Consider the following 23071-nt stretch of genomic DNA (forward strand, 5'->3'; position numbering starts at 1 on the left):
TTGCGACCCGCTTTCGTCACTCGGGTTTGATGCCGCTCGCCTTGATCAACTCGTCCCATTTGCCGATCTCGCTCTCAATCAGCTTGGCCGCCTCGGCGGGCGTGCTCGGCTTCGGGTCGACGCCCTGCAATGCGAGGGCCTCCTTTACCTTCGGGCTCTGCAGCGCCTCGTTCAACTCCGCGTTCAACTTGTCCAGAATTGGCTGCGGCGTGCCTGCCGGCGCGAGCAATCCGAACCAGGACGACACCTCGAAACCTGCGAGCCCTTGTGAGATCGCCGTCGGAATCTCCGGCATGAAGGGCGAGGCTTCCCGGCCGGTGGTCGCGATGGCACGCAGGGAGCCCGCTTTCACATGCTGGAGGACCGCAGGGATGGTATCGAACATGATCTTGACCTGCCCGCCGACCATGTCGGTCATGGCTGGCCCCGAGCCGCGATAGGGCACGACCGGCATCTTCGTGCCGGACTTCAGGTTGAACAGCTCGCCGGAGAGGTGCTGCGGAGAGCCTTGTCCCGAGGAGGCATAGGAATAGTCCGTGGGGCTGGCCTTGATCAGTGCGATCAGCTCGGGGATCGTCTTCGCCTGCACTGATGGGTGAACGACGAGGGCGAGTCCGACATTCCCCGCCAATCCCACCGGAGCGAAGTCCTTTTTCAGGTCGAAGCCCGGCTTTGCCACGAAGCTCATATTGATCGAGTGGCTGGTCAGCGCGCCGAGCATCAGCGTGTAGCCGTCCGGCGTCGCTCGCGCCACGGCCTGAGCGCCGACATTGCCGCCCGCTCCGGCGCGGTTTTCCACGATCATGCGCTGGCCGAGCCGGTTCGACATCTCCTCGGCAACGACGCGGCCGATGATGTCGGTGGCGCCGCCAGGAGCATAGGGCACGATCAGCGTGATCGGCTTCTGCGGATAGGGCTGCGCAAAGGCCGCAGCGGGAAGAGCCAGCGAAAGGCTGGCGATCGCGCCGACCAGGTGACGACGATTGAACATGGATTTCCTCCGGGAGTGGTCGCGGACCGGTTGGCTCCAGCCTCGTCGGGAAAATTTGGGCTGGGCGTGGCTGATCAGCAGAACGCGAAATCGCAGCCCTCGTCGGCCTGCAGGACCGTGGTCAGATAGAGGTGGCGATAGCCGCGCGTGTCCTCGGTGAGATGCGCGGGCGGTTGCCATTCGGCCTTGCGCCGCTGGAGTTCGGCATCGTCGACGAGCAGCGCGATCTCGCGGGAAGCGACATCGAGCCTGATCATGTCGCCATTACGGACGAGCCCGAGCGGGCCGCCCACCGCAGACTCCGGCGTGATGTGCAGCACGATCGTGCCGAAGGCCGTGCCGCTCATCCGGGCGTCGGATATCCGGACCATGTCCTTGATGCCAGCCTGCGCCAGCTTCTTCGGGATCGGGATATAGCCGGCCTCGGGCATGCCGGGCGCCCCCTTCGGGCCAGCATTGGTCAGCACAAGCACGTCGTCCGCCTTAACGTCGAGGTCAGGATCGTCCATGCGTCGGACCATGTCCTCGACCGAGGCGAAGACGACCGCGCGCCCGGTATGTTTCAGCAGGGCTGGAGAGGCGGCCGAATGCTTGATCACTGCGCCGCCGGGCGCAAGGTTGCCGCGCAGCACGGCCATGCCGCCGGTCGGCTTCACCGGGCTCGCGGCGGTACGGATGATGCTCTGATTGGGGACGTCCTCGGCTGCGTCGGCAATCTCGCCGATTGTGCGTCCGTCGATCGTCGGGGCCGAGCGATCGAGATGGTCGCCGAGCTCCTTCATCAGTTTCGGCACGCCGCCAGCCCAATGGAAGTGCTCCATGTAGTGGTCGCCGGAGGGTTTGAGGTCGATCAGTACCGGAACCTTGCGGCCGATCGCGTCGAACTCCGCGAGGTCGATCGAGAGTCCCGCGCGACGCGCGATCGCGGCCAGATGCACGAGGCCGTTGGTCGAGCCTCCGATCGCCTGAAGCACGGTCAGCGCATTTCTGAAGGCGGTTTCGGTCAGGATCTCGCTCGGCTTCGGCCCGCCCCTGGCGAGCCTGACCGCCTCACGCCCGCTGGCTTCGGCGGCACGGATGCGGTCGGCATGGGTGGCTGGGATGGTGCCGGAGCCCGGCAGCGCGATGCCGAGCGCCTCGGCGAGGCAACCCATGGTGCTGGCCGTGCCCATCACCATGCAAGTGCCCTGCGTCGGCGCAAGACGTCCGCTCAGCACTTCGATCTCGGCCTCGTCGATCTGGCCGGCACGGTGCTGTCCCCAGAGGCGACGGCAATCGGTGCAGGCGCCGAGCACCTCGCCCTTGTGATGGCCGACGAGCATCGGGCCGGTGATCAGCTGGATCGCCGGGACGTCGGCGCTGACGGCGCCCATGAGCTGGGCCGGCACCGTTTTGTCGCAGCCGCCGATCAGCACCACGGAGTCGCAGGGTTGTGCCCGGATCATCTCCTCGGTGTCGATGGCCATGAGATTGCGCAGGAACATCGAGGTCGGGTTGGCGAAGGATTCGTGGATGGAGATCGTCGGGAACTCCATCGGCAGGCCGCCCGCCAGCATCACGCCGCGCTTCACGGCCTCGATCAGCCGCGGCACGTTGCCATGGCAGGGATTGAAGTCGCTGAAGGTGTTGGTGATGCCGATGATCGGCCGGTCGAGCGCATCGTCCGAGAAGCCCGCGGCCTTGATGAAGGCCTTGCGCAGGAACAGGGAGAAGCCGGGGTCGCCATAGGTCGCAAGATTGCGGCGCATGCCGCGTGCCGTCGTTTCGGAGGATGAGATATCATCGTCGCGCTTTGTCATGGCTCCATGGGAAACAGATCGTCGCCATGATTGTCAACAATTCTGTTGAAGAGTAATAATCTGGGATGCAGACGACTGTGTTGAAGCTTCAGACGACCGACCGCGCCCGTGGCATCGCCGCCACCTTGGAAGAGGAGATCGTGCTGGGCTGGCTAATGCCGCGCGAGCGGCTGGTCGAGGAGGAACTGGCCGAGCGCCTGGGCGTGAAGCGCCATGTCGTGCGTGAGGCTTTGGCCGAACTTGAACGGGTCGGGCTGGTCGAGCGCGTGCCCAATCGGGGCGCCTTCGTGAGGCTGCTGGATCCGACCGAGGTCCGGCAAATCTACTCGGTGCGGGAGGCGTTGGAGACGCTCGCCGCCGAGCAGATTCCCATGCCGGCGCCGGATCGGCTGCTGTCGCGATTGAAGGAGATACAGGACGCCCACAGTGCGGCCGTCGCCTCCGGCGACGCCCGCGCTGCTTTCCGCGCCAACATGATCTTCCACGAGGCCTTGTTCGCCGCTTGCGGCAATCCTCATCTCGTCGAACTGATCCAGGCCATGGCTCAGAAGGTTCATGGCGCGCGTTCGATCACGGCTGCGAGCGCGGAGCACCTGGCGCTCGCGCGCGACGAGCATCTCGGCATGATCGAAGCGATCAGGGCCGGAGATCGGGCCCGGCTGGTCGCACTTTGCCGCAAGCACCTCGGACCGTCGCGAGATGCTTACATCGCAGCGGCAGAGGCGCGTTTCGCGCGCTCGAAGACCATCGCACGTTAATGTCTTCCGGAATGATCAGGATCTGCCGCCGCGAGCTGGTCGGAACACCGTGCTTCGACTGCTCGGGATAAATGCTGCCGCCGGGCGCCGGCATTGCTCGGGCCGGCGGCGAGCCCCCGCCCTTGGTGCGATCGCTTGCATACTGAGCTTTTCAGCCGGAGGCTTGCCTTCGCGGCGCCCGCAAGGATGGTGCTCGGCTTTCGGACTTGGCGAACCTCACCGATTCCGCGCTCGATAGACAGCTCAGTCCCGGGAGGAAGGCGCTCTATGCCTGGCGCGCCGTCATCACCGCGCGGGTGAAACCGGGTTCGACGATGGTCAGGCTGCCGTCCGGCAGGCCGAGGATGCGGTCGATCGCGATGCCCTGGAACTGGAAGCGCTGATCCAGAGCCTCGATGGCGGCGTCTTCCTCCGCCGTTCCCATGGCGTCGATGGTGCGCGCGACCGCGTCGTGGCTGCTGGCGTTGAGATGGAGGATGATCTCGGCGGCGACCTCGGGATCGGCTACGGTGAAGGCACCTTCGGCCTTGCCCTGCGCGATGATCCCGGTCAGCACCGGCCGCATGACCGCGATCGAGGCGGCATTGATCCGGTGGTAGAGCAGCAGATTCTCAGGCCGGAAGACCACGTCGAAGGCGGCTCGGAACTTTGGCGCATCCGCCAGCTTCATGCTGCGGGAGCGCGCCATGAAGCCGTTCAGCCGTTCCAGGGCGCTGAGCGCAGGGTCGTCCAGGATATCGCGGACGCGCGCGACGGCATCCCGCGCCAGCCGGGCGGTGATCCCTTCCAGCAGATCTTCCTTGGCCTTGAAGTGGTGATAGAAGCCGCCCTTCGAGATGCCGACCTTGGCGATCACGTCGTTGACGGTCGTGCGCTCGTAGCCGCGCTCGAAGAACAGCGCCTGTGCGCCATCGAGGATCTCGTTCCTGCGATCATCGGCCGATTTCACGATACGGGGCATGCAGCACGCTTTCGCTTGACGACCGACCGTCGGTCTGTAAAGTGACCGACGGTCGGTCTTTCGGAATTGTGCGCGACTGCCGCCGCCGGCGCAACGCTCTCGATATGCCATTATCGCGAGTCGGGATGCCGCCGCGCCGCCTCCTTCGGGGGATGCCGTGAAGTTCGCTCGCCTTGCTCTTCTTGTTCCTGTCCTTGTCCTCGCCGGCGGGGCCTACTGGTTCCTGGCCAGGCCGCCCGCGGTCGCGACCGTCGTGCCGAAGCGCGGTGATGCGGCGGAGATCGTCTACGCCACCGGCACGGTCGAACCGCGGATCTGGGCCAAGGTCACGGCCCTGGTGCGCGAGCGCATCGTCGAGCGCTGCGACTGCGAAGGGCAACGCGTGGAGCAGGGGCAGATCCTCGCACGGCTCGACAGCGCCCAGGCCGAGGCGACCTTGGCCGAGCTCAAGGCGCGTCAGAAGCTCGCCACCGCCGAGCATGACCGGCTTGCGGTCCTGGTCGAGCGCAATGTGATGAGCCAGCAGGCGCTCGACCGGGCGCGCAGCGAGATGGGGCAGTCATCCGCGCTGATCGCCGGCCAGACCGCGCGCCTGGAGAACTACGTGCTGCGCGCCCCGATGCGCGGCACCGTGCTGCGCCGCGATGGCGAGGTCGGCGAGATCGCCGAGCCCGGCACTGTGCTGTTCTGGATCGGCGAGGCCAGGCCGTTGCGCGTCGTCGCCGAGGTCAACGAGGAGGATATCCCGCAGGTCAAGCCCGGGCAGCGCGTCCTGGTCCGGGCCGATGCCTTTCCGGGCCGGACGCTGGAGGCGACCGTCGACAGCGTCACGCCAAAGGGGGATCCCGTCGCCAAGACCTATCGCGTCTATCTCGCCCTGCCGGACGACACGCCGCTGCTGATCGGCATGACCGCCGAGCTCAACATCGTCGCGCGGGTGGCGCGCGAGGCGCTGCTGCTGCCGGTCGCAGCCGTGCAGGGCAACGCTGTCTTCATCCTCGAAGGCGATCGCGCCCGCCGCCGCGAGCTGGCCATCGGCATTCGCGGCACGGACGATGTCGAGGTGCTCTCGGGTCTGCCCGATCAGGTGCGCGTGCTCACGCCCTTTCCCGACAAGCTCGCGGATGGCGCACGCGTCGTACCGCAAGGCGGCTGAGCCGTGCGGCTGATCCTCGCCCTCGCCTTGACCCATATCCGCGGACGCGGCCGGCAGACCCTGGTCGCGATCATCGGCGTCGCCCTTGGCGTCGGCTTCTCGATCGCGATGGCCTCGCTGATGCAGGGCGGCGAGGATGATTTCGTCGCGCGCCTCGTCGACACCATGCCGCATGTCGACATAACCGACGAATATCGCAGCGCCCGCCGCCAGCCGGCGCAGGATGCTTTCTCGGCCGTCGAGATTGCCGGCCTGCGGCCGAAGGACGACCGGCGCGGCATCCTCAACCCGACCGAGGCGACGGCGATGTTGCGCGCCTGGGTGCCGGGGCGGCTCGCGCTCAGCCTGAAGACGCAGGGCGTGGTGCGCTATTCCGGGCGCGATGTCGGCATCGCCATCATCGGCATTGAGCCGCAGGCCGAGATGCGCGTCTCCTCGCTGGTCAAGGATTTTCGCCAGGGCAGCTTCACTTCGTTGATCGCCGGCGGCAACAACATCGTCGTCGGCGACCGGCTGGCCCAGCGCCTCGGCGCCGAACTCGGCACCACGGTGACGGTGATCTCCTCGACCGGCCAGAGCCGGGCCTTCAAGATCGTCGGGCTGTTCCACACCGGCACCACCGCCCGCGACGAGGGCGAGGGCTATGTCCTGCTCAAGAATGCCCAGATCCTGAGCGAGCGCCCGAACGCGATCAACGAGATCAGGCTGAGGCTCGACGATCCCAACGCCGCGCCACAGGTGGCGCGCCGAGCCGAGGCCCAGCTCGGCTACAAGGCGGTGGCCTGGCAGGAGGCGAACGAATCGCTGCTCCAGGCCTTCGTGATCCGCAACGTCATCATGTACACCGTCGTCGGCGCGATCCTGCTCGTCGCCGGCTTCGGCATCTTCAACATCATCTCTACCATCACCCATGAGAAGGCGCGCGACATCGCCATCCTGAAGTCGCTCGGCTTCACCGAGACCGATATGCGCCGCCTGTTCCTGCTCGAGGGCCTGGCGCTGGGCGCCGGCGGCTCGCTGGTCGGCTGGGCGGTCGGGCTCGGCCTGTGCTTCGCGCTCTCCCTTGTCCGCTTTGAATTGTCGGGCGCCGCGGTGGCGCAGGAGATTACCCGCCTGCCTCTGGCCTGGAGCTTCTGGCACTACCTGATCGCCGCCGGCTTCGCGCTGGTCTCGGCCGGCGTCGCCGGCTACCTGCCGGCGCGGCAGGCGGCGCGGCTCAACCCGGTCGACATCATCCGAGGCGCGACATGAGCGCGCTGATCGAGACCACGGAGCTCACCCGCATATTGCCCGCCGCCGTGCCGGTGACGCTGGTCCAGGACATCTCGCTGGCGATCGGCGCGGGCGAGTTCGTCGCGATCACCGGCCCTTCCGGCTCCGGCAAGTCCTCGCTGCTCTATCTGCTCGGGCTGCTCGACAAGCCGACCGGCGGCACGCTCGCCATCGAGGGCCGGGACATGGCCGGGCTGACCGAGCGCGAGCGCGCCGGCATCCGGCTGGCGACGCTCGGCTTCGTCTTCCAGTTCCACTTCCTGCTGCCCGAATTCACGGTGCGGGAGAATGTCGAGATTCCGATGCGCCGCCTCGGCCGTCTCGGAACTGTCGCGATGCGCGAGCGCTCGACGGAGCTGCTGACGGCGCTCGGCCTGGCTGACCATCTCGACAAGCGGCCCGACCAGCTCTCCGGCGGCCAGCGCCAGCGCGTCGCTGTCGCCCGTGCACTCGCCAACGACCCGCCGCTGATCCTCGCCGATGAGCCGACCGGCAGCCTCGACAGCCGGAATTCCGAGCAGGTCTTCACCATCCTCGACGCGCTGGTGCGCGAGCGCGGCAAGACGGTCGTCGCCGTGACGCACGACACCGACATGGCGGCGAAGGCGAGCCGGCGCATCCATCTGGTCGACGGTCGGCTGGCCCGGAGCTGAGAACCTATCGCAGGAACGCCGCACGGCGGGCCTGAGCCGCCATGGCGCAGGCGAGCGCGGCCGCCGAGAAGAAGGTCTCGATGCTGCGGACGTCGATCATGGCGCGGTGATCGCGCCTTCAGCCGCGACATCGACGGATCTTCCGCATGTCATCATGCAGAAGGGGACGAACCGGCCGCCACTCAGGCGATCGGCTCGTGATCGGCCGACAGGTCTCCGGCAAAGCGCGCGATGGCGAGCCTTATCGTCTCCGCGATCACGGCGGTCTTGTCGAGACAGCGGAATTGCGGGCCGGCGACGACGATCGAGAGCCGCCGGTGATGGACGGGGAGGGGGAATGCGACGCCGACGAGATCGGGGCTGAAGTCGCCATTGCTGAAATGATAGCCGCGGGCGGCGGAGCGCCTGATCTCTGCCTCGACCGCTTCGATGCTCATCGGCGTCGTTGCCGAATAGCGCTCGAAGCTGAGCTTGCGATACAGCGCCTGGCGCTCCGCCGGGGCATATTGGGCGAGGATGGCGCGGCCCGTCGAACTGGCGTGGATCGGCAGGCGATGGCCCACGCGCGCGAAATACCGGATCGGCGCCTTCGATTCGACGACATGGATGAAGATCGCATGCGTGCTCGCGGGCGCGCCGATCGCCGTGGTTTCGCCCGTCTCCTCGGCGATCTCCGCAACGAGCTGGAGGGCGGCTTCCGGCAGCGGCTCCGCCTTCGATACCGCCTGCGCCATGGCAAGCCAGCGCGGGCTGGGATAATAGCCGCCCCGCGCCCTCGGCTCGTAGAGATAGCCCTTCTCCGCGAGGGTACCGATCAGGTTGAAGGTGCTGGAGCGCGGCCAGCCGAGCTCGTCCGAGAGCTCGGCGAGAGTCGCCGGGCGCTGCCGGCGGGCGAAGAACTCGAGAAGCTCCAGAACGTTGGCCGCCTGCTTGACCTGCATGCTTCTTCCTGCTGCGCCTCGATCGCGACTAGGACGGGGAGAGCGACGCCAGAATGCGCTCGGCAGCCCGCAGATGCGGCTTGTCGATCATCTGACCGTCGATTTTCACTACGCCGAGATCGGCCTGATTGCCAAATGCCTCGGTGATGCGGCGCGCCCAGGCGATCTCCTGTTCGCTCGGCCTGAACGCCAGATTGACCGGTCCGACATGTTTCGGATGGATCACGCCCTTGGCCATGAAGCCGTCGCGCCGCGCATCCCGCGCCTCCTGCTCCACGGCGGCGAGATCGTCGATCGCGGTGGCGACCGTGTCCACGGCGACGACGCCGGCCGCCGCCGCGCCGGCGAGGCAGAGGTTCCGCGCAAGCTGATAGGGCGGCAGTACGCCGTGCGCGTCGCGGTTGGAGGTGGCGCCGAAGGAGGCGGCCAGATCTTCCGCGCCCCACATCATCCCCCAGAGCCGCTCGGAGCAGCCGCGATAGCCGCCGAGGGTGAAGAGCGATGCGGTCGTCTCGGTGACGATGGCGAGGATGAGCGTGCGGCCGGCTTCGATCCCGCAGGCGGCTTCGAGCGCGTCGAGCATGTGCGCCAGGCGCTGGACCTGCGCCGGGCCGTCGCATTTCGGCAGGACGATGCCGTCCGGCCGGTGCGGCATCACGGCTGCGAGGTCGACGGCGCTGAGGCCCGTATCGAAGGCGTTGATGCGGACGAGCAGCTTCTGGGGCCCCCGCGGAGCCTGCAGCATCGTCGCCGTCTCGCGGCGCGCGGTCTCCTTGGCGTCGCGCGCGACGGAATCTTCGAGGTCGAGGATCAGCGCGTCGGCGCCGCATTCGCTGGCGCGGGCGAATTTCCTGGCGCTGTCGCCGGGAACGAAGAGGAGGCTGCGCATCAGGCAGCCGCCTTGCGCCGGTGCATCATGGCCATGCGCCGGCACATTGCCACGACCTCGCCGCGCTGGTTCAGGCATTCATGCTCGAATTCGACGAGCCCGGCCGCCGGGCGCGACTTGCTCTCGCGTTTGGCGAGGACCTTCGTCCGGGAGCGCAGGGTGTCGCCGTGGAAGACCGGCTTCGGGAAGCGCACGTCGCTCATGCCGAGATTGCCGATCGTGGTGCCGAGCGTCGTGTCCGAAACGCTCATCCCGATCATGATGCCGAGCGTGTAGAGGCTGTTGAACAGTGGCTGGCCCCATTCGGTCCGGCTCGCGAAATCGGCGTCGATATGGAGCGGTTGCGGGTTCAGCGTCATCAGGCTGAAGCTGATGTTGTCCTGCTCGGTGACCGTTCGGGTATAGGCATGTTCGAAGGTCTGCCCGACCTCGAACTCCTCGAAGTAACGTCCGGCCATCATCGTGCTCCTGCGGTTCCATTCGCTTCGGGGATATCGGCCGCGGCGCGGAGGGCGCCGGCGGCCTGCAATCGATCGATCAGGGCGGTGGGCAGGCCCCACTCCGCCAGAGCGGCCCGCCCGCCCATGCCGGGTGCCCGCGCCGCCGTCGGAGCGGCGGGAGGCGTTCGGCTGAAACGCGGCTGCGGCGCGGGCTGCACGACGCCGTCGATGACGACGAAGCTCGCCCGCGCCTTCGCCTGGTCGTGCTCCGGTGCCTCGGCGAGGCTGAGCACGGGTGCGAAGCAGGCATCCGTGCCTTCGAGCACCTCGCACCATGCCGCGCGGCTGCGCTCGGCGAAGCGCCGGCGCAGCAGCTCGCGGGCATGCGGCCAGGACGCGCGGTCGTCGACATCGGGGAAGCCGGCCGGGTCGAAGCCGATCCGGCGCAGCAAGTCGTCCCGAAACTTCTTCTCGATCGGGGCGATGGCGATCCATCCGCCATCGGCGCAAGCGTAGGTCTCGTAATGCGGCGCGCCTGAATCGAGCAGGTTCGTGCCCCGCTCGGGCCTGTGGATGCCGGCGGCCGCAAGGCCGAAGAGGCTTGCCATCAGCGTCGCGCTGCCCTCGACCATGGCGGCGTCGACGACCTGGCCCTTGCCGGAGCGGCCGGCTTCGAGCAGGGCGCAGACGATGCCGAAGGCGAGCAGCATGGCACCGCCGCCATAATCGCCGATCAGGTTGAGCGGCACGCTCGGAGCCTGGCCGGCGCGGCCGATCGCGGAGAGCGCACCGGACAGCGCGATGTAGTTGAGGTCGTGGCCGGCGGCCTTGGCGAGCGGGCCGTCCTGCCCCCAGCCGGTGACGCGTCCGTAGACCAGCCGCGGATTGCGCACCAGGCAGATCTCCGGCCCCAGCCCGAGGCGCTCCATGGTTCCGGGCCGGAAACCTTCGATCAGCGCGTCGGCCTGATCGATGAGTTCAAGCGCGCAGGCGATCGCTTCCGGCCGCTTCAGGTCGAGAGCGACCGAACGGCGCCCGCGACGGGTGACGTCGAACCGGGTCGGCTTCTCGATGCCGAGTCCGCTCGGCTCCAGCCTGTCGATGATGATGACGTCGGCGCCGAGATCGGAGAGCAGCATGGCCGCCATCGGGGCCGGGCCGATGCCGGCGATCTCGACCACCTTGACGCCTGCGAGCGGGCCGCCGCGAGCCACAGTCATCGGGTATCTCCTTCGCACAGGCTGCGCTCCAGCATCTCGCGATGCTGCGGTGCCGCGATCGCGATCAGGGCACGAGCCCGTTCGGCGTCGCTGCGATGGGCGAGCTCGGCGATGCCGTACTCGGTCACGATCGTGTCGGCGTCGGTGCGGGCGACCGTGACCGTCGCAACCCGGGGCACGATCCGCGAGACCTTCCCGGTCCGATCGGTGGCACGCAGGGCGACGATGGCGCGGCCGCCCTGCGATGCCCTTGCTCCGCGGATGAAGTCGCACATCCCGCCAGCGCCGCCGACAGGGGCCCCATCGGCGGTTTCGGCATTGATCTGGCCGGACAGGTCGACCTCGATCGCAGCGTTGATGGCGGTCATCCGCTCCTGTCGCGCGAGAACGGAATGGGCGTGGGTATGGGCGGCGGGGCGCAGCCGGATGGCGTCGTTGCGGTCGAGCATGTCGAAGGCACGCCGCGATCCGACGACGACATTGGCGACGGCCTGCCCGCGATCGACGGTTTTGCGGGCATCGGTGAAGACGCCGCCCGCGATCAGCTCCGCCATCCGGTCGCCGAAGACGCCGGAATGGATGCCGAGCTCGCGATGATCCGCGAAGCCGTCGAGGATCGCATCTGGGATGGCGCCGATGCCGATCTGGATGGTCGCGCCGTCGGGCACCAGCGCCGCGACATGGCCTGCGATCGCGCGCTCGACCTCTCCTGCGGCGGTCGCGGGAGAGGAGACCGGCTCGCGTTCCGTCTCGACGAGCGCATCGACGCGCAGGCCGGGGGCGATTTCCGCCCCGACGCACCAGGGCGCGCGGCTGCTCACCTCGGCGATGACGCAGCGTGCTTGGCGGGCCGCGGCGAGGACGTAGTCGTTGGCGAGCGTCGCGCACAGGCCGCCCGGCCCTGCCGCAAGCTGGAGGAGCACGACGTCGGCCCGGATGCGTCCCGACGCGAAGCCGGCCTCGAGCGCGCCGTAGTGAAGCGGCCAGACGTCGAGCTGCCTGCGCCGGGCGAGCCGGCTCGCCCGGCCCATTGCGCCATAGCCGGCGAACCGCATTTCCGCCGGTGCCGCATCGAAGCTGGTCGAGGTCACGGTGCCGAGGAAGGTCTCGAACGGCCCGGCCGCGCCGAGCGCCGCGGGCAACGCGGCGGCGAGCGTCTGCGGCTCCGCGGAAACCTGGCCGCACAGAACCCGATCACCGGGCCTGATGAACGCGGCCAGATCCAGCGCCCCTGCCTCGATCCGGCGCATTCAGTAGGACTTCGGCAGGCCGAGCACCTTCTCGGCGATGAAGCAGAGCACGAGCTGCGGGCTGATCGGCGCGATGCGCGGGATCATCACTTCGCGCAGATAGCGCTCGACATGGAATTCCTTGGCATAGCCGAAGCCGCCATGGGTCATCACCGCCTGCTGGCAGGCATCGAAGCCCGCTTCGCCGGCGAGATATTTGGCGGCATTGGCGCTGGCGCCGCAGGGCAGGCCGGAATCATACTCCCAGGCCGCGCGCATCACCATCAGCCAGGCGGCCTCGAGCTGCATCCAGTTGCGGGCGAGCGGATGCTGGATCGCCTGGTTCTGGCCGATCGGGCGGTTGAAGACGACGCGTTCCTTGGCATAGGCCGTCGCGCGGGCGAGAGCGAGCTGGCCGAGGCCGATCGCCTCCGAGGCGATCAGCACGCGCTCCGGGTTCATCCCGTGCAGGATGTATTCGAAGCCGCGCCCTTCCTCGCCGATGCGGTCTTCGACCGGGATCTCGAAACCCTCGATGAAGAGCTCGTTCGAGTCGACGACCTTGCGGCCCATCTTCTCGATCTCGTGCACCTTGATCCGGCTGCGGTCGAAATCGGTGTAGAACAGGCTCAGGCCGTGGGTCGGCTTCTTCACCTCCTCCAGCGGCGTGGTGCGCGCGAGCAGCAGGATCTTGTCGGCGACCTGGGCGGTCGAGATCCAGACCTTCTGCCCGTCGACGACATAGCGGTCGCCCTTGCGGACCGCGCGGGTCTTGAGCTGCGTCGTGTTGAGGCCGGTGTTCGGCTCGGTGACGGCGAAGCAGGCCTTCTCCTTGCCCTGGACCATGGGCGGCAGCATCCGCCGCTTCTGCTCCGCGGTGCCGTGGACGAGCACGGGGTTCAGGCCGAAGATATTGATGTGCAGGCAGGATGCGCCCGACATGCCGGCGCCTGATTCCGCGATCGCGCGCATCATGATCGCGGCCTCGGTGATGCCGAGCCCGGAACCGCCATATTCCTCGGGTATGCAGATGCCGAGCCAGCCGGCCTCAGCGAAGGCTGCGTAGAAATCCTCCGGGAAGCCGCCCTCGCGGTCGCGCTTCAGCCAGTAGTCGTCGCCGAAGCGCTTGCAGATCGCGGTGATCGCCTCGCGGATCGCTTCCTGGTCGTCACTCAGCCTGAAATCCATCTGCTCGTTCCTCAGCTTTCCGCCATGTCCGGGGTGCGTTCCGGCGCCAGCAGCGCGCGCCGCGCCGCCAGGTCCTCGATCTCTCGCTCCGAGAAGCCAGCCTCGCGCAGGATCGCGACGCCGTCCTGCCCCTTGCGCGGCGGCAGGCGCCGGATCTCGCTGGGCGTGCGGGACCAGGAGGCGGCGAGCCGCATCATCCGCAGACGCCCCTCGGTGGGGTGGTCGACGGGCTGGAAGAAGCCGGTCTTCTCCAGATGCGGGTCGCTGAGCACGCTGTCGAAATCGTGCATGGGCATCGACGGGATGTCGGCGCGCTCCAGCAGGTCCAGCCACTCCGCCGTGCTGCGCTGCGTGAAGATGCGTCCGAGCTCGCCATAGACATGGTCGATGGCGGCGATCCGATTGGCGAAACTCGCAAAACGCGGGTCGCGCTGCGGCAGGTCCGCCTGGCCGATCGCCGTCAGGAAGCTCGTCCACTGCTTGTCGGTGTAGATCAGGGCGCAGACATAGCCGTCGCTGGTGCGGTAGGGCCGGCGATCCGGCGAGAGCTGGCGGGGATAGCCTCCGCCGCCGATCGGCGGCTCGAAGGTAAGGCCGCCGAGATGGTCGCCCAGCACGAAGCCGACCATGGTCTCGAACATCGGAATGTCGACCTGCTGGCCGAGGCCGGTGCGGTCCCGATTCACCAGCGTGGCGCAGATCGCGCCGACCGCGGCCAGGCCCACCACCCGATCGGCGACTGCGGAAGGAACGTAGCGCGGCGTGCCGTCGCCGGCTTTGGCGATCAGGGCGGACATCACCGAGGCGCCCTGGATCAGGTCGTCATAGGCCGGCCTGGCGGCATAGGGGCCATCCTGCCCGAAGCCGAAGAGCCCGGCATAGACGAGGCGCGGATTGATCGCGGCCAGCGTTTCGTAGCCGAGGCCCAGCCGGCGCATCGCCTGCGGGCGGATGTTGTAGACCAGCACGTCCGCATCGGCCGCCAGCTTCAGCAGGGCCTGCCGGCCGGCATCCTGCTTCAGGTCGAGGCAGATGCTGCGCTTGTTGCGGTTGGCGTTGAGGTAGATCGCGCCCATGCCTGGATTTCGAGACGGTGCGATCTGGCGGGTGACGTCGCCGTCCGGCGCCTCGACCTTGATCACGTCGGCGCCCATGTCGCCCAGCATCTGCGTCGCATAGGGCCCCATCAGGACCGACGTCATGTCGATGATCTTGGTGCCTTCGAGCGGACCCATGCCTCTTCCTTTCAGGCCGTGACTGGCCGATGCAGATATTCATATACAGGGATTATTTGTCCAGAGAAGATGCGATTAATGCTGCGTTGCCGCATCGATTTGGTGCGATGCGAGATTTAAGTGCAGGTGGTGCGAGGCCAATTTCACAATATTTTTCAATGAAATAGCGGGGTTTTGAATTTTTTCGGCGATGCATGTGTGCGGTTGACACTCAAATTCATCACTGTGTACAGATTTATCCGACCCATGAACCGGAGGTGCTCGTGGCCATCGCGTTGGACCCTCAATCGGAGCTGCGGGCGCCGGCAGGATCGCTGGTCCGCTACGATCGTCTCTTCGTCGGGGGCGAATGGGTTGCTCCGCTCGATGGCGGTCTCGTTGAAAGCATCGATCCCGCCACCGGCCTGCCCTGGGCGGAGGTCGGCTTCGGCGGCCCGCGCGACATCGACCGCGCCGTCGCGGCGGCGCGCGAGGCCTTCGAAGGGCCGTGGCGCCGTATGCCTGGTTGGGAGAGGGCGGCCTTGCTCCGTCGCCTCGCCGATCTCTATCGCGAGCATGCGGGCGAGATGGCCGTGCTGGAGTCGCGGGATTCGGGCCGTGCGATCCGCGAGGCACGCGCCGATCTCGGCGCGCACCATCATTGGTACCAGTGGTTCGCGTCGCTTGCCGACAAGATTTCCGGCCGCACCATCCCGATGGACGATACGGTGCATTGCTTCACCACGCGCGTTCCGGTCGGCGTCGTCGGGGCGATCACGCCGTGGAACGCGCCGATGCTGACGACGACCTGGAAGGTTGCGCCGGCGCTCGCGGCAGGCTGCACCGTCGTGCTGAAGCCGGCCGAGCAGACACCGGTCACTGCGCTGGAATTGGCCCGGCTGATCGAGAAGGCCGGCTTTCCGCCCGGCGTCTTCAATGTCGTGCCGGGCTACGGGCGCGACGCCGGCGCCCGCCTCGTCGCCCATCCGGGCGTCGACAAGATCGCCTTTACCGGCGAGGGGCGTACGGCCAAGACGATCCTGCGCAACGGCGCGGACAATCTGAAGCGCTTCTCGTTCGAGCTCGGCGGCAAAGCGCCGCACATCATCTTCGCGGACGCCGACGTCGATCAGGCCGTCAACGCCGCGACGTCCTCGGCCTGGGCCGTCTGCGGCCAGAGCTGCGCGCTCGGCTCGCGGGTCCTGGTCGAGCGGCCGATCTACGACCGCGTGGTGGCCGCCTTCGCCGAGCGCGCGCGGAAGGTCCGCGTCGGCATGCCGCTCGACGAGACGACGCATATGGGGCCGCAGGCGCATGCCGAGCAGCTCGACAAGACGCTCTCCTACATCAAGATCGGCCGGTCCGAGGGGGCCGAGCTGATCGCCGGCGGCGGGCGGCTGACGGACGGGCCGCTTGCGAACGGCTACTTCGTCGCCCCGACCGTCTTCGCCAATGTCGCCAACGAGATGCGGATCGCCCGGGAGGAGATCTTCGGTCCGGTTGCCGCGCTGATCCCCTTCTCGGGCGAGGAGGAGGCGGTCGCGATCGCCAACGACACGACCTATGGGCTGACAGCTGGCCTCTGGACCCGCGATGTCGGGCGGGCGCACCGCGTCTCGGCGCGCATCCAGGCCGGCATCGTCTGGGTCAACACCTATCGCTACATCCGCTGGTCGACGCCCTATGGCGGGTTCAAGGCCAGCGGCTGGGGACGGGAGAACGGGCTCGAGGCGCTCGACAACTTCCTGGAAACGCGGACCACGGTCGTCAGCACGACCGGGCAGTTTCCCGACGCTTATGCCCAGTAATCCATCGGAGGGAACGACCATGCGTCTCGCAGGCAAGCTTGCCGTCATCACCGCCGCGGCATCGGGGATGGGAAAGGCCGGCGTCGAGCTGTTCCTGCGCGAGGGAGCAAAGGTCGTCGCCATCGACGTCAATGCCGAGGCTCTGGCGCAACTCGCGGCGGAAGCGAAGGCGAGGGGGCAGAGCGTCGAGACCTTGCAGGCCGATCTCTCCCGCCAGGAGGTGATGCGCTCCTCCGTTCACGAGGCGGCGGCGCGCCTGGGCGGCATCGATGTCATGTGGGCCCATGCCGGCATTCCCGGCCCCGCCGGCATCGAGGACCTCGACCTGCCTGCCTATGACCGGGCGATGGCGCTGAATGTCGACTCGGCGGCGCTGGCGGCGGGCGAGGTCATCAAGCACATGCGCAAGCGCGGCAGCGGCTCGCTGATCTTCACCGCCTCGGTCTCCGGGCTCGTCGGCTCGATGTTCAGCCCGGTCTACTCGGCCGCCAAGTTCGCCGTCGTCGGGTTGACCAAGTCGCTGGCGCAGACATTCGCGCCCGACAGGGTCCGGGTGAACGTGATCTGCCCGGGCCTCACCGACACGCCGATGGCCTTCAACTTCACCAGCCGATCCGGCGACCCGGCCGAGGCGGCGGCGAACGAGAGGAAGCTGCTTGCGGCCGTGCCGCTCGGACGACTCTGCCGCCCGGATGAAATCGCCCATGCCGCGCTCTGGCTGGCGTCCGACGACGCGTCCTTCGTGACCGGCGTCGCCTTGCCGGTCGATGGCGGATTCACGGCCCGCTAGGCGCCAGGGAGGGGATATGCGGTTCTTCTGCATCGAGGAGTTCGGCGCACCGCTGGCGGCGGCCGAGAAGCCGCAGCCGGTGCCGGCCGGCCGCGAGGTCGTGATCAGGGTCAAGGCGGCCGGAGTCTGCCACAGCGACATCCATCTCTGGGAGGGCGGCTATGATCTCGGCGCCGGGCGCAAGCTCTCGCTGCGGGATCGCGGCGTCGCGCTGCCGATCACCATGGGGCACGAAACGGTCGGCGAGGTCGTCGCGCTCGGGCCGGAGGCCGAAGGCGTCGCTCTCGGCGAACGCTGCCTCGCCTATCCCTGGATCGGCTGCGGCCAGTGCCAGACCTGCCGGGACGGTTTCGAGAACTACTGCGCCAAGGCTGGCTATCTCGGTGTGCATCGCGATGGCGGCTATGCCGAATATCTGCGCGTGCCGGATGCGCGCTACCTCCTGCCGATCGGCGACCTGGATCCGGCGCAGGTTGCCCCTCTCGCCTGCTCCGGCGTCACCACCTACAGCGCCCTGAAGAAGCTCGGCGACCAGATCGAGCGCCAGCCCGTTCTGGTCATCGGCGCCGGCGGGCTCGGGCTGATGTGCATTCAGATCCTGCGCGCGCTCGGCGGCGTCGGCGCCGTGCTGGTCGATCTCGATCCGGCCAAGCGCCGATCCGCCCTGGAAGCGGGAGCGATCGCTGCGGTCGACGGGGCCGCGCCCGATGCGCTGGCGCAGATCGCCGAGGCACTCGGCGGCCCCGCCCAATCGGTGGTCGATCTCGTGGGCAACGAAAAATCGGCGGCTCTCGGCTTCGACGCGCTCGCCAAGGGCGGGACGCTGGTGATCGTCGGGCTGTTCGGGGGCACGGCGCCGTGGTCGCTGCCGCTCATCCCGATGAAGGCCGCCCGCATCCAGGGCAGCCTCGTCGGCAACCTCGCCGAGCTGCGCGAGCTCGTCGCGCTCGCTCGTGCCGGCAAGATCGCGCCGATCCCGGTAACGCGGCTGCCGCTCGACAGCGCCAACGATGCCCTGGTCGGTCTGCGCGAGGGCCGCTTCGTCGGCCGCGCGGTGCTGTGTCCATGAGCCCGCGACCATGAACTGACGACCAGGAGCAGGCACGGGCAGAAGAACCCGCGCCGCATTCACCAGGGGAGGGAAGACGACCATGACGAAGTTCAGGATCGACCGCAGGCAGACGCTTCTGATGGGGGCTGCGATCGCCATGCCCGCCATCGTTCCCTCTCGCGGGCGCGCCGCGACGGAAGCCTTGAAGATCGGCGTGCTGGTGCCGACGACCGGCGTTCACGCCTCCGACGGCATCCGGATGCTCAAGGCGCATCAGCTGGCCGCCAAGATGATCAATGAATCGGGCGGTCTCAAATCGCTCGGCGGCGCCAAGGTCGAATTGCTGGTCACCGACATCCAGTCGAAGCCGGAGGTCTCCCGCGCCGAAGCGGAGAGGCTGATCAGCCGCGAGCGGGTGAGCGCGCTCACGGGCGCCTGGGCGTCGGCGACGACCATTCCCGCGGCGCAGATCGCCGACCGCAACCGCACACCCTTCATGATCACCAGCGCCGTCAACGACGCGCTGACCGAGCAGGGCATGAAATATGTCTTCCGGACCGCGGTGAAGGCAAAATGGTTCGGCGGCTACATCGCCGATTTCCTCGATTATCAGAAATCGAAGGGCATCTCGGTCGGCAAGATCGCCCTCGCCACCGAGGACGGGCCGGCCGGCCAGGCCGTCCGCAGCAACTACACCTCGGTCATGCCCGGGCGCGGCTACCCGATCCTGACGGACGAGACCTTCCGCACCGGCACGCCCGACTTCAGCACCATCGCCACCAAGCTGCGCACCAGCGGTGCCGACGGGCTGCTGACCTGTGCCTATGCCGAGGACTCGACCGTGCTGCTGCGGGCGCTGGCCGCGCAGGGTTTCCGCCCCCTCTATGTCGGCTTCGGCGGCGCGCATGTGAACCAGACGGTCCTCGCCGCCGGCAAGCCCAGCGACCGGACCTTCGGCGTCGTCGAATGGTCTCCCGACCTGAACAAGCCGGCGAGCCAGGCCTTCGTGAAGGCCTTCGCGGAAGCGCATCCGGGCGAGACGCCGCTCAGCAACCAGGCCCAGGCCTTCGTCGCGACCTATGCGCTGGCGCTGGCTGCCGACGCGGCCAAGTCGACCGATCGCAACGCGATCCGCGAGGCGCTGACCACGCTGAAGATCACGGACGGCCCCGCCGCGGTGCTGCCGGCCCCCGTGCTCTCCTTCGACGAGCAGGGGCAGTCGCCGGCGACCTGCGTCATCGTCCAGGCGATCGAAGGCAAGTTCGTCACTGTCTGGCCGGAAGCCGTCGCCGCCCGCCCGCCGGCACCCGTCCAGGGCTGACCGGCCGATCCGTCACGATCCGCCGCGCCTGGCCGCAAGGCAGAGGCGCGGCGCGCGAGGAGCCGCATGTCGACGACCATCTTTCTCCAGGCCCTGCTCAGCGGGCTCACCAACGGGGCGATCTACGCGCTCGTCGCGGTGGGGCTGACGCTCGTCTTCGGCGTCATGCGCATCGTCAATTTCGCCCATGGCGAGTTTCTGATGCTCGCCATGTATGGCGGCTATCTCGCCTTCACCTTCCTGGGCCTCGACCCGATCCTCGCGGTCTTCCTGGTCGCGCCCGTGCTGATGCTGATGGGCTACCTGCTCTTCGACGGGTTGATCCGCCCGGCGCTGAAGGTGCCGGAGATCAACCAGATGGCGGTCACGCTCGGCCTGTCGCTGTTGCTGCAATATCTCGCGCTCGTTGCCTTCAAGGCCGACAATCTGCTGGTGACGCAGGAGCGTTCCACGGCGAGCATCTGGCTCGGCCCGGTGCTGATCCAGATGCCGCAGGCGATCGCCGCCCTGGCCTCGATCATCCTGCTCGGGCTGTTCTATCTGGTCCTGCGCAAGACCGATCTCGGACTGATCATGCGCGTCGTCTCGCAGTCGCGCGACGGGGCGGCCCTCTCGGGCATCGACATCAGCGGCACCTATCGCTGGGCGATGGCGATCGGCCTGGGCACGCTCGGCATTGCCGGGCCGCTGATGGTGTCGGCGCTCTACGTCAACCCGCATGTCGGGCAGCTCTTCACGCTGAAGGCCTTCGTCATCGTCATCGTCGGCGGCATGGGCTCCTTCGGCGGCGTGCTGATCGGCGCGCTGCTGGTCGGCATCGCGGAGAGCATCGCCGCCTCCTGGCTGACCGCCTCGGTTGCCGCCGCTGTGCCCTTCGCGCTGCTGATTCTGGTCATGCTGCTGCGGCCGGAAGGCCTCGTCCCGGCCGGGGGATCGCGCTGATGCTCCGTCGTTTCCTTCCCGCGCTGGTGCCGACGATGCTGGCGATCGCCGGATTCGGCGTCGGGCTCGCCGATCCGTATTTCATGGAGATCTTCATCATGGTCGGGCTGATCGGCACCGTCGCCGTCGCCTGGAACCTGATGGCGGGCTTCACCGGCCTGGTCTCGCTGGGCCATTCGCTGTTCTTCGGCATCGGCGCCTACACCGTCGCCTATGGCCAGGTCGGTTTCGGGCTGGGCCCGCTCGCGACCTGGCCGATCGCGATGCTTATGGCGGCCGCGAGCGCTCTTTGCATCGGCCTGCTCTGCTTCCGCTACGGGCTGCGCGGCTATTTCTTCTCGATCGCCACGCTCGCCTTCAGCGAAGTGGCGTTCCTGCTCGTCTCGGCGACGCTTTGGCTCGGCCGGTCCGATGGCATGATGTTGCCTTCCTCGCCCGACGCGCTGCGCTATCTGCAGTTCGACCACAAATGGCCCTATGGCCTGATCATCGTCGCCTTCCTCGCGCTGACGCTCTTCCTCTCCCAGGCGTTCCTGACGGCGCGGCCGGGCTATTACTGGCGGGCGCTGCGCGACAACGAAGGGGCGGCCGAAGCCCTCGGCGTCCCGGCGATGCGCTACAAGCTGCTGGTCTTCGCGCTCAGCGCCGTGCTGACAGCGCTCGGCGGTGCGATCTTCGCCAACACCTTCGCCTTCGTCGACCCACGTTCGACGCTGGGCGTCGAGCTCTCGATCCAGCTGCTGGTCTTCGGGATCATCGGCGGCCTCGGCTTGCTCTGGGGGCCGCTGCTCGGCGCAGCCCTGCTGATCCCGGCCGGCGAGCTGCTGCGAACCTATCTCGGCTCCGGTTTCCACGGCATCAACATCGTCGCTTACGCGCTGCTGATGATCGTGCTGGCGCTGCTGCTGCCGCAGGGACTGGGCGGCGTGCTGGGCGCGCGCCTCGCGCGGCCCTCGGCGGAGAAGCGGGCCACGGCCGACCAGGCTCCTGCCGTGGAGGCTGCGTCATGAGTGCGCCGCAGCCATTGCTCGCCGTCGCGGGGCTCGGCAAGTCGTTCGGCGGGCTGAAGGCGGTCTCCGATGTCAGCTTCACGGTGATGCCCGGTGAGATCTTCGGCATCATCGGGCCGAACGGCGCCGGCAAGACGACCCTGTTCAACTGCCTCTCGGGGCTGCTTCCGCTGTCGGCCGGCACGGTGCATCTCGACGGGCGCCGCATCGACGGCCTGCGCCCGCACGAGATCTGTCGGCTCGGCCTCGCCCGGACGTTCCAGATCGTGCGTCCCTTCCACGGCATGAGCGTGCTGGAGAACGTCAAGGTCGCGGCCTTCGCCCGCCACCCGGCGTCCGCCGCCGCCGAGCAGCATGCCCGGCTGGCCTTGGGGCGGGTCGGCATGGCGCATCTCGCCGATCTCGACGCCGAGCGGCTCAGCGTCGCGGAGATGCGCCGCCTCGAGATCGCGCGCGCCATCGCGACGGAGCCGCGCCTGCTGCTGCTCGACGAGATGCTGGCCGGCCTGACCGCGACGGAGGCGGCCGCGCTCTGCGAACAGATCCGGCGGATCAACGCGGAGGGCGTCACCATCATGATGGTCGAGCATTCCGTGCCGATCATCAGCGAACTCTGCGGAAACGCCATCGTCCTCAATTTCGGCGAGATGCTGGCAAGCGGCGCAACCCGCGCGGTGCTGGACGATGCCCAGGTGCAGGAAGCCTATCTGGGGAGTGCCGCGTCGTGAGCCGCCTCGTCCTGCAAGGCGTCGCCACCGGATACGGCAAGGCTAACGTCATCCGCGGCATCGACCTGACCATCGAGAGCGGCCGGCGCGTCGCGCTGATCGGCTCCAACGGCGCGGGGAAAAGCACGATCGTCAAGGCGATCAACGGCCTGCTGCCGACGCGGGCCGGCACGATCGACTGGGACGGGACCACGCTCGGCGCCATGAAGGCCTCCGACCGCACACGCGCGGGCATCGGCACCGTGCCGGAAGGGCGGATGCTCTTCCCGGAATGCACGGTGAGGGAGAACCTCGTCGCCGCCAGCACTTTCGGCGCCGCGAAGGAGCACCGCGAGCAGGGGCTCGAGCGGGTCTACGGGCTGTTCCCGCGCTTGCGCGAACGCGCCGGCCAGCGCGCAGGCACGCTCTCGGGAGGTGAGCAGCAGATGGTCGCGATCGGCCGGGCGCTGATGACCCGTCCGCGCCTGCTCGTGCTCGACGAGCCCTCGATCGGTCTCGCGCCGAAGGTCGTCGCAGAGATCTTCGAGGTGCTGAGCAGGCTCACCCGGGAGGGCCTCAGCCTGCTGCTGGTCGAGCAGAACGTCCAGCTCAGCCTGCGTTTCGTCGATGAAGCCTATGTCCTTCGCCAGGGGCAGGTCGTCCTGCAGGGCGCGGCCGCCGAGCTTCTCGACCATCCACAGGTCCGCACCGCCTATCTTGGACAATGATCC

22 protein-coding genes are annotated in these 23071 nt (G+C 68.1%); 12 read left to right on the forward strand and 10 right to left on the reverse strand.

The genetic code is table 11. The annotated features are described in order from the left end of the window. Positions 1 to 16 precede the first annotated feature (16 nt). Together B5Y19_RS21595 and B5Y19_RS21600 are read right to left on the reverse strand one after the other, a co-directional pair. Positions 17 to 1171, reverse strand: a complete 1155-nt coding sequence (locus B5Y19_RS21595; protein WP_244555675.1) for a Bug family tripartite tricarboxylate transporter substrate binding protein — start codon at positions 1169 to 1171, stop codon at positions 17 to 19. After that, a complete protein-coding gene (locus B5Y19_RS21600; RefSeq protein WP_244555676.1) occupies positions 1066 to 2739 on the reverse strand; it encodes an IlvD/Edd family dehydratase in 1674 nt (557 codons plus the stop codon). The genes B5Y19_RS21595 and B5Y19_RS21600 overlap by 106 nt, the downstream gene beginning before the upstream one ends. 116 nt (positions 2740 to 2855) lie before the next feature. Here B5Y19_RS21600 and B5Y19_RS21605 point away from each other — a divergent pair, with 116 nt between their 5' ends. Beyond that, a complete protein-coding gene (locus B5Y19_RS21605) occupies positions 2856 to 3548 on the forward strand; it encodes a GntR family transcriptional regulator (RefSeq protein WP_055728559.1) in 693 nt (230 codons plus the stop codon). 265 nt (positions 3549 to 3813) lie between these two features. On the opposite strand, the gene B5Y19_RS21610 is transcribed toward B5Y19_RS21605, so the two are convergent. Next, entirely contained in the window at positions 3814 to 4509 is a 696-nt protein-coding gene (locus B5Y19_RS21610; protein ID WP_079592079.1) for a TetR/AcrR family transcriptional regulator, read from the reverse strand. A gap of 157 nt (positions 4510 to 4666) precedes the next feature. Here B5Y19_RS21610 and B5Y19_RS21615 point away from each other — a divergent pair, with 157 nt between their 5' ends. Genes B5Y19_RS21615 through B5Y19_RS21625 form a run of 3 tightly spaced genes read left to right on the forward strand, consistent with a single transcriptional unit; the run spans position 4667 to position 7590 of the window. After that, positions 4667 to 5665 (forward strand): efflux RND transporter periplasmic adaptor subunit, encoded by a 999-nt coding sequence (locus B5Y19_RS21615; RefSeq protein ID WP_055728557.1) that lies wholly within the window; start codon positions 4667 to 4669, stop codon positions 5663 to 5665. A 3-nt stretch (positions 5666 to 5668) separates the two neighbouring features. Continuing rightward, positions 5669 to 6916 carry an ABC transporter permease gene (locus B5Y19_RS21620; RefSeq protein ID WP_055728556.1) on the forward strand — a complete coding sequence of 416 codons (1248 nt, stop codon included), beginning with the start codon at positions 5669 to 5671 and terminating at the stop codon, positions 6914 to 6916. After that, the gene (locus B5Y19_RS21625) at positions 6913 to 7590 is read left to right on the forward strand and encodes an ABC transporter ATP-binding protein (RefSeq protein WP_055728555.1); all 678 of its coding nucleotides are present in this window, start codon (positions 6913 to 6915) and stop codon (positions 7588 to 7590) included. Before B5Y19_RS21620 ends, B5Y19_RS21625 begins: the two co-directional genes overlap by 4 nt. A 182-nt stretch (positions 7591 to 7772) precedes the next feature. On the opposite strand, the gene B5Y19_RS21630 is transcribed toward B5Y19_RS21625, so the two are convergent. The 7 genes from B5Y19_RS21630 to B5Y19_RS21660 are packed head-to-tail and all read right to left on the reverse strand — an operon-like array spanning position 7773 to position 14732. Beyond that, positions 7773 to 8531, reverse strand: a complete 759-nt coding sequence (locus B5Y19_RS21630) for an IclR family transcriptional regulator (protein WP_055728554.1) — start codon at positions 8529 to 8531, stop codon at positions 7773 to 7775. A gap of 28 nt (positions 8532 to 8559) precedes the next feature. Then, positions 8560 to 9420, reverse strand: a complete 861-nt coding sequence (locus B5Y19_RS21635; protein WP_055728553.1) for an HpcH/HpaI aldolase/citrate lyase family protein — start codon at positions 9418 to 9420, stop codon at positions 8560 to 8562. Next, on the reverse strand, positions 9420 to 9878 hold the full coding sequence (locus tag B5Y19_RS21640; RefSeq protein WP_055728552.1) for a MaoC family dehydratase: 459 nt from the start codon (positions 9876 to 9878) through the stop codon (positions 9420 to 9422). The genes B5Y19_RS21635 and B5Y19_RS21640 overlap by 1 nt, the downstream gene beginning before the upstream one ends. Then, positions 9878 to 11080 carry a CaiB/BaiF CoA transferase family protein gene (locus B5Y19_RS21645; protein ID WP_055728551.1) on the reverse strand — a complete coding sequence of 401 codons (1203 nt, stop codon included), beginning with the start codon at positions 11078 to 11080 and terminating at the stop codon, positions 9878 to 9880. Before B5Y19_RS21645 ends, B5Y19_RS21640 begins: the two co-directional genes overlap by 1 nt. Beyond that, positions 11077 to 12330 carry an acetyl-CoA hydrolase/transferase family protein gene (locus B5Y19_RS21650; protein WP_055728550.1) on the reverse strand — a complete coding sequence of 418 codons (1254 nt, stop codon included), beginning with the start codon at positions 12328 to 12330 and terminating at the stop codon, positions 11077 to 11079. The genes B5Y19_RS21645 and B5Y19_RS21650 overlap by 4 nt, the downstream gene beginning before the upstream one ends. Beyond that, positions 12331 to 13497 (reverse strand): acyl-CoA dehydrogenase family protein, encoded by a 1167-nt coding sequence (locus tag B5Y19_RS21655; RefSeq protein WP_055728549.1) that lies wholly within the window; start codon positions 13495 to 13497, stop codon positions 12331 to 12333. Between the two features lie 11 nt (positions 13498 to 13508). After that, positions 13509 to 14732, reverse strand: a complete 1224-nt coding sequence (locus B5Y19_RS21660) for a CaiB/BaiF CoA transferase family protein (RefSeq protein WP_055728548.1) — start codon at positions 14730 to 14732, stop codon at positions 13509 to 13511. Positions 14733 to 14995: 263 nt separating this feature from the next. Between B5Y19_RS21660 and B5Y19_RS21665 the strand changes: the two genes are divergently transcribed. The 8 genes from B5Y19_RS21665 to B5Y19_RS21700 all read left to right on the forward strand — a co-directional run bounded on the left by B5Y19_RS21665 (position 14996) and on the right by B5Y19_RS21700 (position 23068). Beyond that, positions 14996 to 16519 carry an aldehyde dehydrogenase gene (locus B5Y19_RS21665; RefSeq protein ID WP_244555677.1) on the forward strand — a complete coding sequence of 508 codons (1524 nt, stop codon included), beginning with the start codon at positions 14996 to 14998 and terminating at the stop codon, positions 16517 to 16519. A 19-nt stretch (positions 16520 to 16538) separates the two neighbouring features. Then, a complete protein-coding gene (locus B5Y19_RS21670; protein ID WP_055728547.1) occupies positions 16539 to 17309 on the forward strand; it encodes an SDR family NAD(P)-dependent oxidoreductase in 771 nt (256 codons plus the stop codon). Positions 17310 to 17325: 16 nt separating this feature from the next. Continuing rightward, positions 17326 to 18378, forward strand: a complete 1053-nt coding sequence (locus B5Y19_RS21675) for an alcohol dehydrogenase (RefSeq protein WP_055728546.1) — start codon at positions 17326 to 17328, stop codon at positions 18376 to 18378. 82 nt (positions 18379 to 18460) lie between these two features. Continuing rightward, entirely contained in the window at positions 18461 to 19681 is a 1221-nt protein-coding gene (locus B5Y19_RS21680) for an ABC transporter substrate-binding protein (RefSeq protein ID WP_055728545.1), read from the forward strand. Positions 19682 to 19747: 66 nt separating this feature from the next. Next, positions 19748 to 20623: a branched-chain amino acid ABC transporter permease gene (locus B5Y19_RS21685; protein WP_055728544.1), complete on the forward strand. Its 876-nt coding sequence runs from the start codon at positions 19748 to 19750 to the stop codon at positions 20621 to 20623. Further along, positions 20623 to 21633: a branched-chain amino acid ABC transporter permease gene (locus B5Y19_RS21690; RefSeq protein ID WP_055728543.1), complete on the forward strand. Its 1011-nt coding sequence runs from the start codon at positions 20623 to 20625 to the stop codon at positions 21631 to 21633. Before B5Y19_RS21685 ends, B5Y19_RS21690 begins: the two co-directional genes overlap by 1 nt. Then, positions 21630 to 22361: an ABC transporter ATP-binding protein gene (locus B5Y19_RS21695; RefSeq protein ID WP_176168689.1), complete on the forward strand. Its 732-nt coding sequence runs from the start codon at positions 21630 to 21632 to the stop codon at positions 22359 to 22361. The genes B5Y19_RS21690 and B5Y19_RS21695 overlap by 4 nt, the downstream gene beginning before the upstream one ends. Continuing rightward, entirely contained in the window at positions 22358 to 23068 is a 711-nt protein-coding gene (locus tag B5Y19_RS21700) for an ABC transporter ATP-binding protein (RefSeq protein WP_055728542.1), read from the forward strand. The genes B5Y19_RS21695 and B5Y19_RS21700 overlap by 4 nt, the downstream gene beginning before the upstream one ends. Positions 23069 to 23071 lie beyond the last annotated feature (3 nt).

Origin of the sequence: Allobosea thiooxidans, from assembly GCF_900168195.1 — a bacterium.
In the GTDB taxonomy this organism is placed as follows: domain Bacteria; phylum Pseudomonadota; class Alphaproteobacteria; order Rhizobiales; family Beijerinckiaceae; genus Allobosea; species Allobosea thiooxidans.

What these genes read in the sequence shown, in the direction of transcription:
- B5Y19_RS21650 (WP_055728550.1), bottom strand. Translation starts at nt 12,330, where the DNA reads ATGCGCCGGATCGAGGCAGGGGCGCTGGATCTGGCCGCGTTCATCAGG.
- B5Y19_RS21610 (WP_079592079.1), bottom strand. Translation starts at nt 4,509, where the DNA reads ATGCCCCGTATCGTGAAATCGGCCGATGATCGCAGGAACGAGATCCTC.
- B5Y19_RS21630 (WP_055728554.1), bottom strand. Translation starts at nt 8,531, where the DNA reads ATGCAGGTCAAGCAGGCGGCCAACGTTCTGGAGCTTCTCGAGTTCTTC.
- B5Y19_RS21670 (WP_055728547.1), top strand. Translation starts at nt 16,539, where the DNA reads ATGCGTCTCGCAGGCAAGCTTGCCGTCATCACCGCCGCGGCATCGGGG.
- B5Y19_RS21660 (WP_055728548.1), bottom strand. Translation starts at nt 14,732, where the DNA reads ATGGGTCCGCTCGAAGGCACCAAGATCATCGACATGACGTCGGTCCTG.
- B5Y19_RS21605 (WP_055728559.1), top strand. Translation starts at nt 2,856, where the DNA reads ATGCAGACGACTGTGTTGAAGCTTCAGACGACCGACCGCGCCCGTGGC.
- B5Y19_RS21635 (WP_055728553.1), bottom strand. Translation starts at nt 9,420, where the DNA reads ATGCGCAGCCTCCTCTTCGTTCCCGGCGACAGCGCCAGGAAATTCGCC.
- B5Y19_RS21685 (WP_055728544.1), top strand. Translation starts at nt 19,748, where the DNA reads ATGTCGACGACCATCTTTCTCCAGGCCCTGCTCAGCGGGCTCACCAAC.
- B5Y19_RS21625 (WP_055728555.1), top strand. Translation starts at nt 6,913, where the DNA reads ATGAGCGCGCTGATCGAGACCACGGAGCTCACCCGCATATTGCCCGCC.
- B5Y19_RS21655 (WP_055728549.1), bottom strand. Translation starts at nt 13,497, where the DNA reads ATGGATTTCAGGCTGAGTGACGACCAGGAAGCGATCCGCGAGGCGATC.
- B5Y19_RS21690 (WP_055728543.1), top strand. Translation starts at nt 20,623, where the DNA reads ATGCTCCGTCGTTTCCTTCCCGCGCTGGTGCCGACGATGCTGGCGATC.
- B5Y19_RS21640 (WP_055728552.1), bottom strand. Translation starts at nt 9,878, where the DNA reads ATGGCCGGACGTTACTTCGAGGAGTTCGAGGTCGGGCAGACCTTCGAA.
- B5Y19_RS21645 (WP_055728551.1), bottom strand. Translation starts at nt 11,080, where the DNA reads ATGACTGTGGCTCGCGGCGGCCCGCTCGCAGGCGTCAAGGTGGTCGAG.
- B5Y19_RS21675 (WP_055728546.1), top strand. Translation starts at nt 17,326, where the DNA reads ATGCGGTTCTTCTGCATCGAGGAGTTCGGCGCACCGCTGGCGGCGGCC.
- B5Y19_RS21680 (WP_055728545.1), top strand. Translation starts at nt 18,461, where the DNA reads ATGACGAAGTTCAGGATCGACCGCAGGCAGACGCTTCTGATGGGGGCT.
- B5Y19_RS21600 (WP_244555676.1), bottom strand. Translation starts at nt 2,739, where the DNA reads ATGCGCCGCAATCTTGCGACCTATGGCGACCCCGGCTTCTCCCTGTTC.
- B5Y19_RS21595 (WP_244555675.1), bottom strand. Translation starts at nt 1,171, where the DNA reads ATGGCAACCGCCCGCGCATCTCACCGAGGACACGCGCGGCTATCGCCA.
- B5Y19_RS21695 (WP_176168689.1), top strand. Translation starts at nt 21,630, where the DNA reads ATGAGTGCGCCGCAGCCATTGCTCGCCGTCGCGGGGCTCGGCAAGTCG.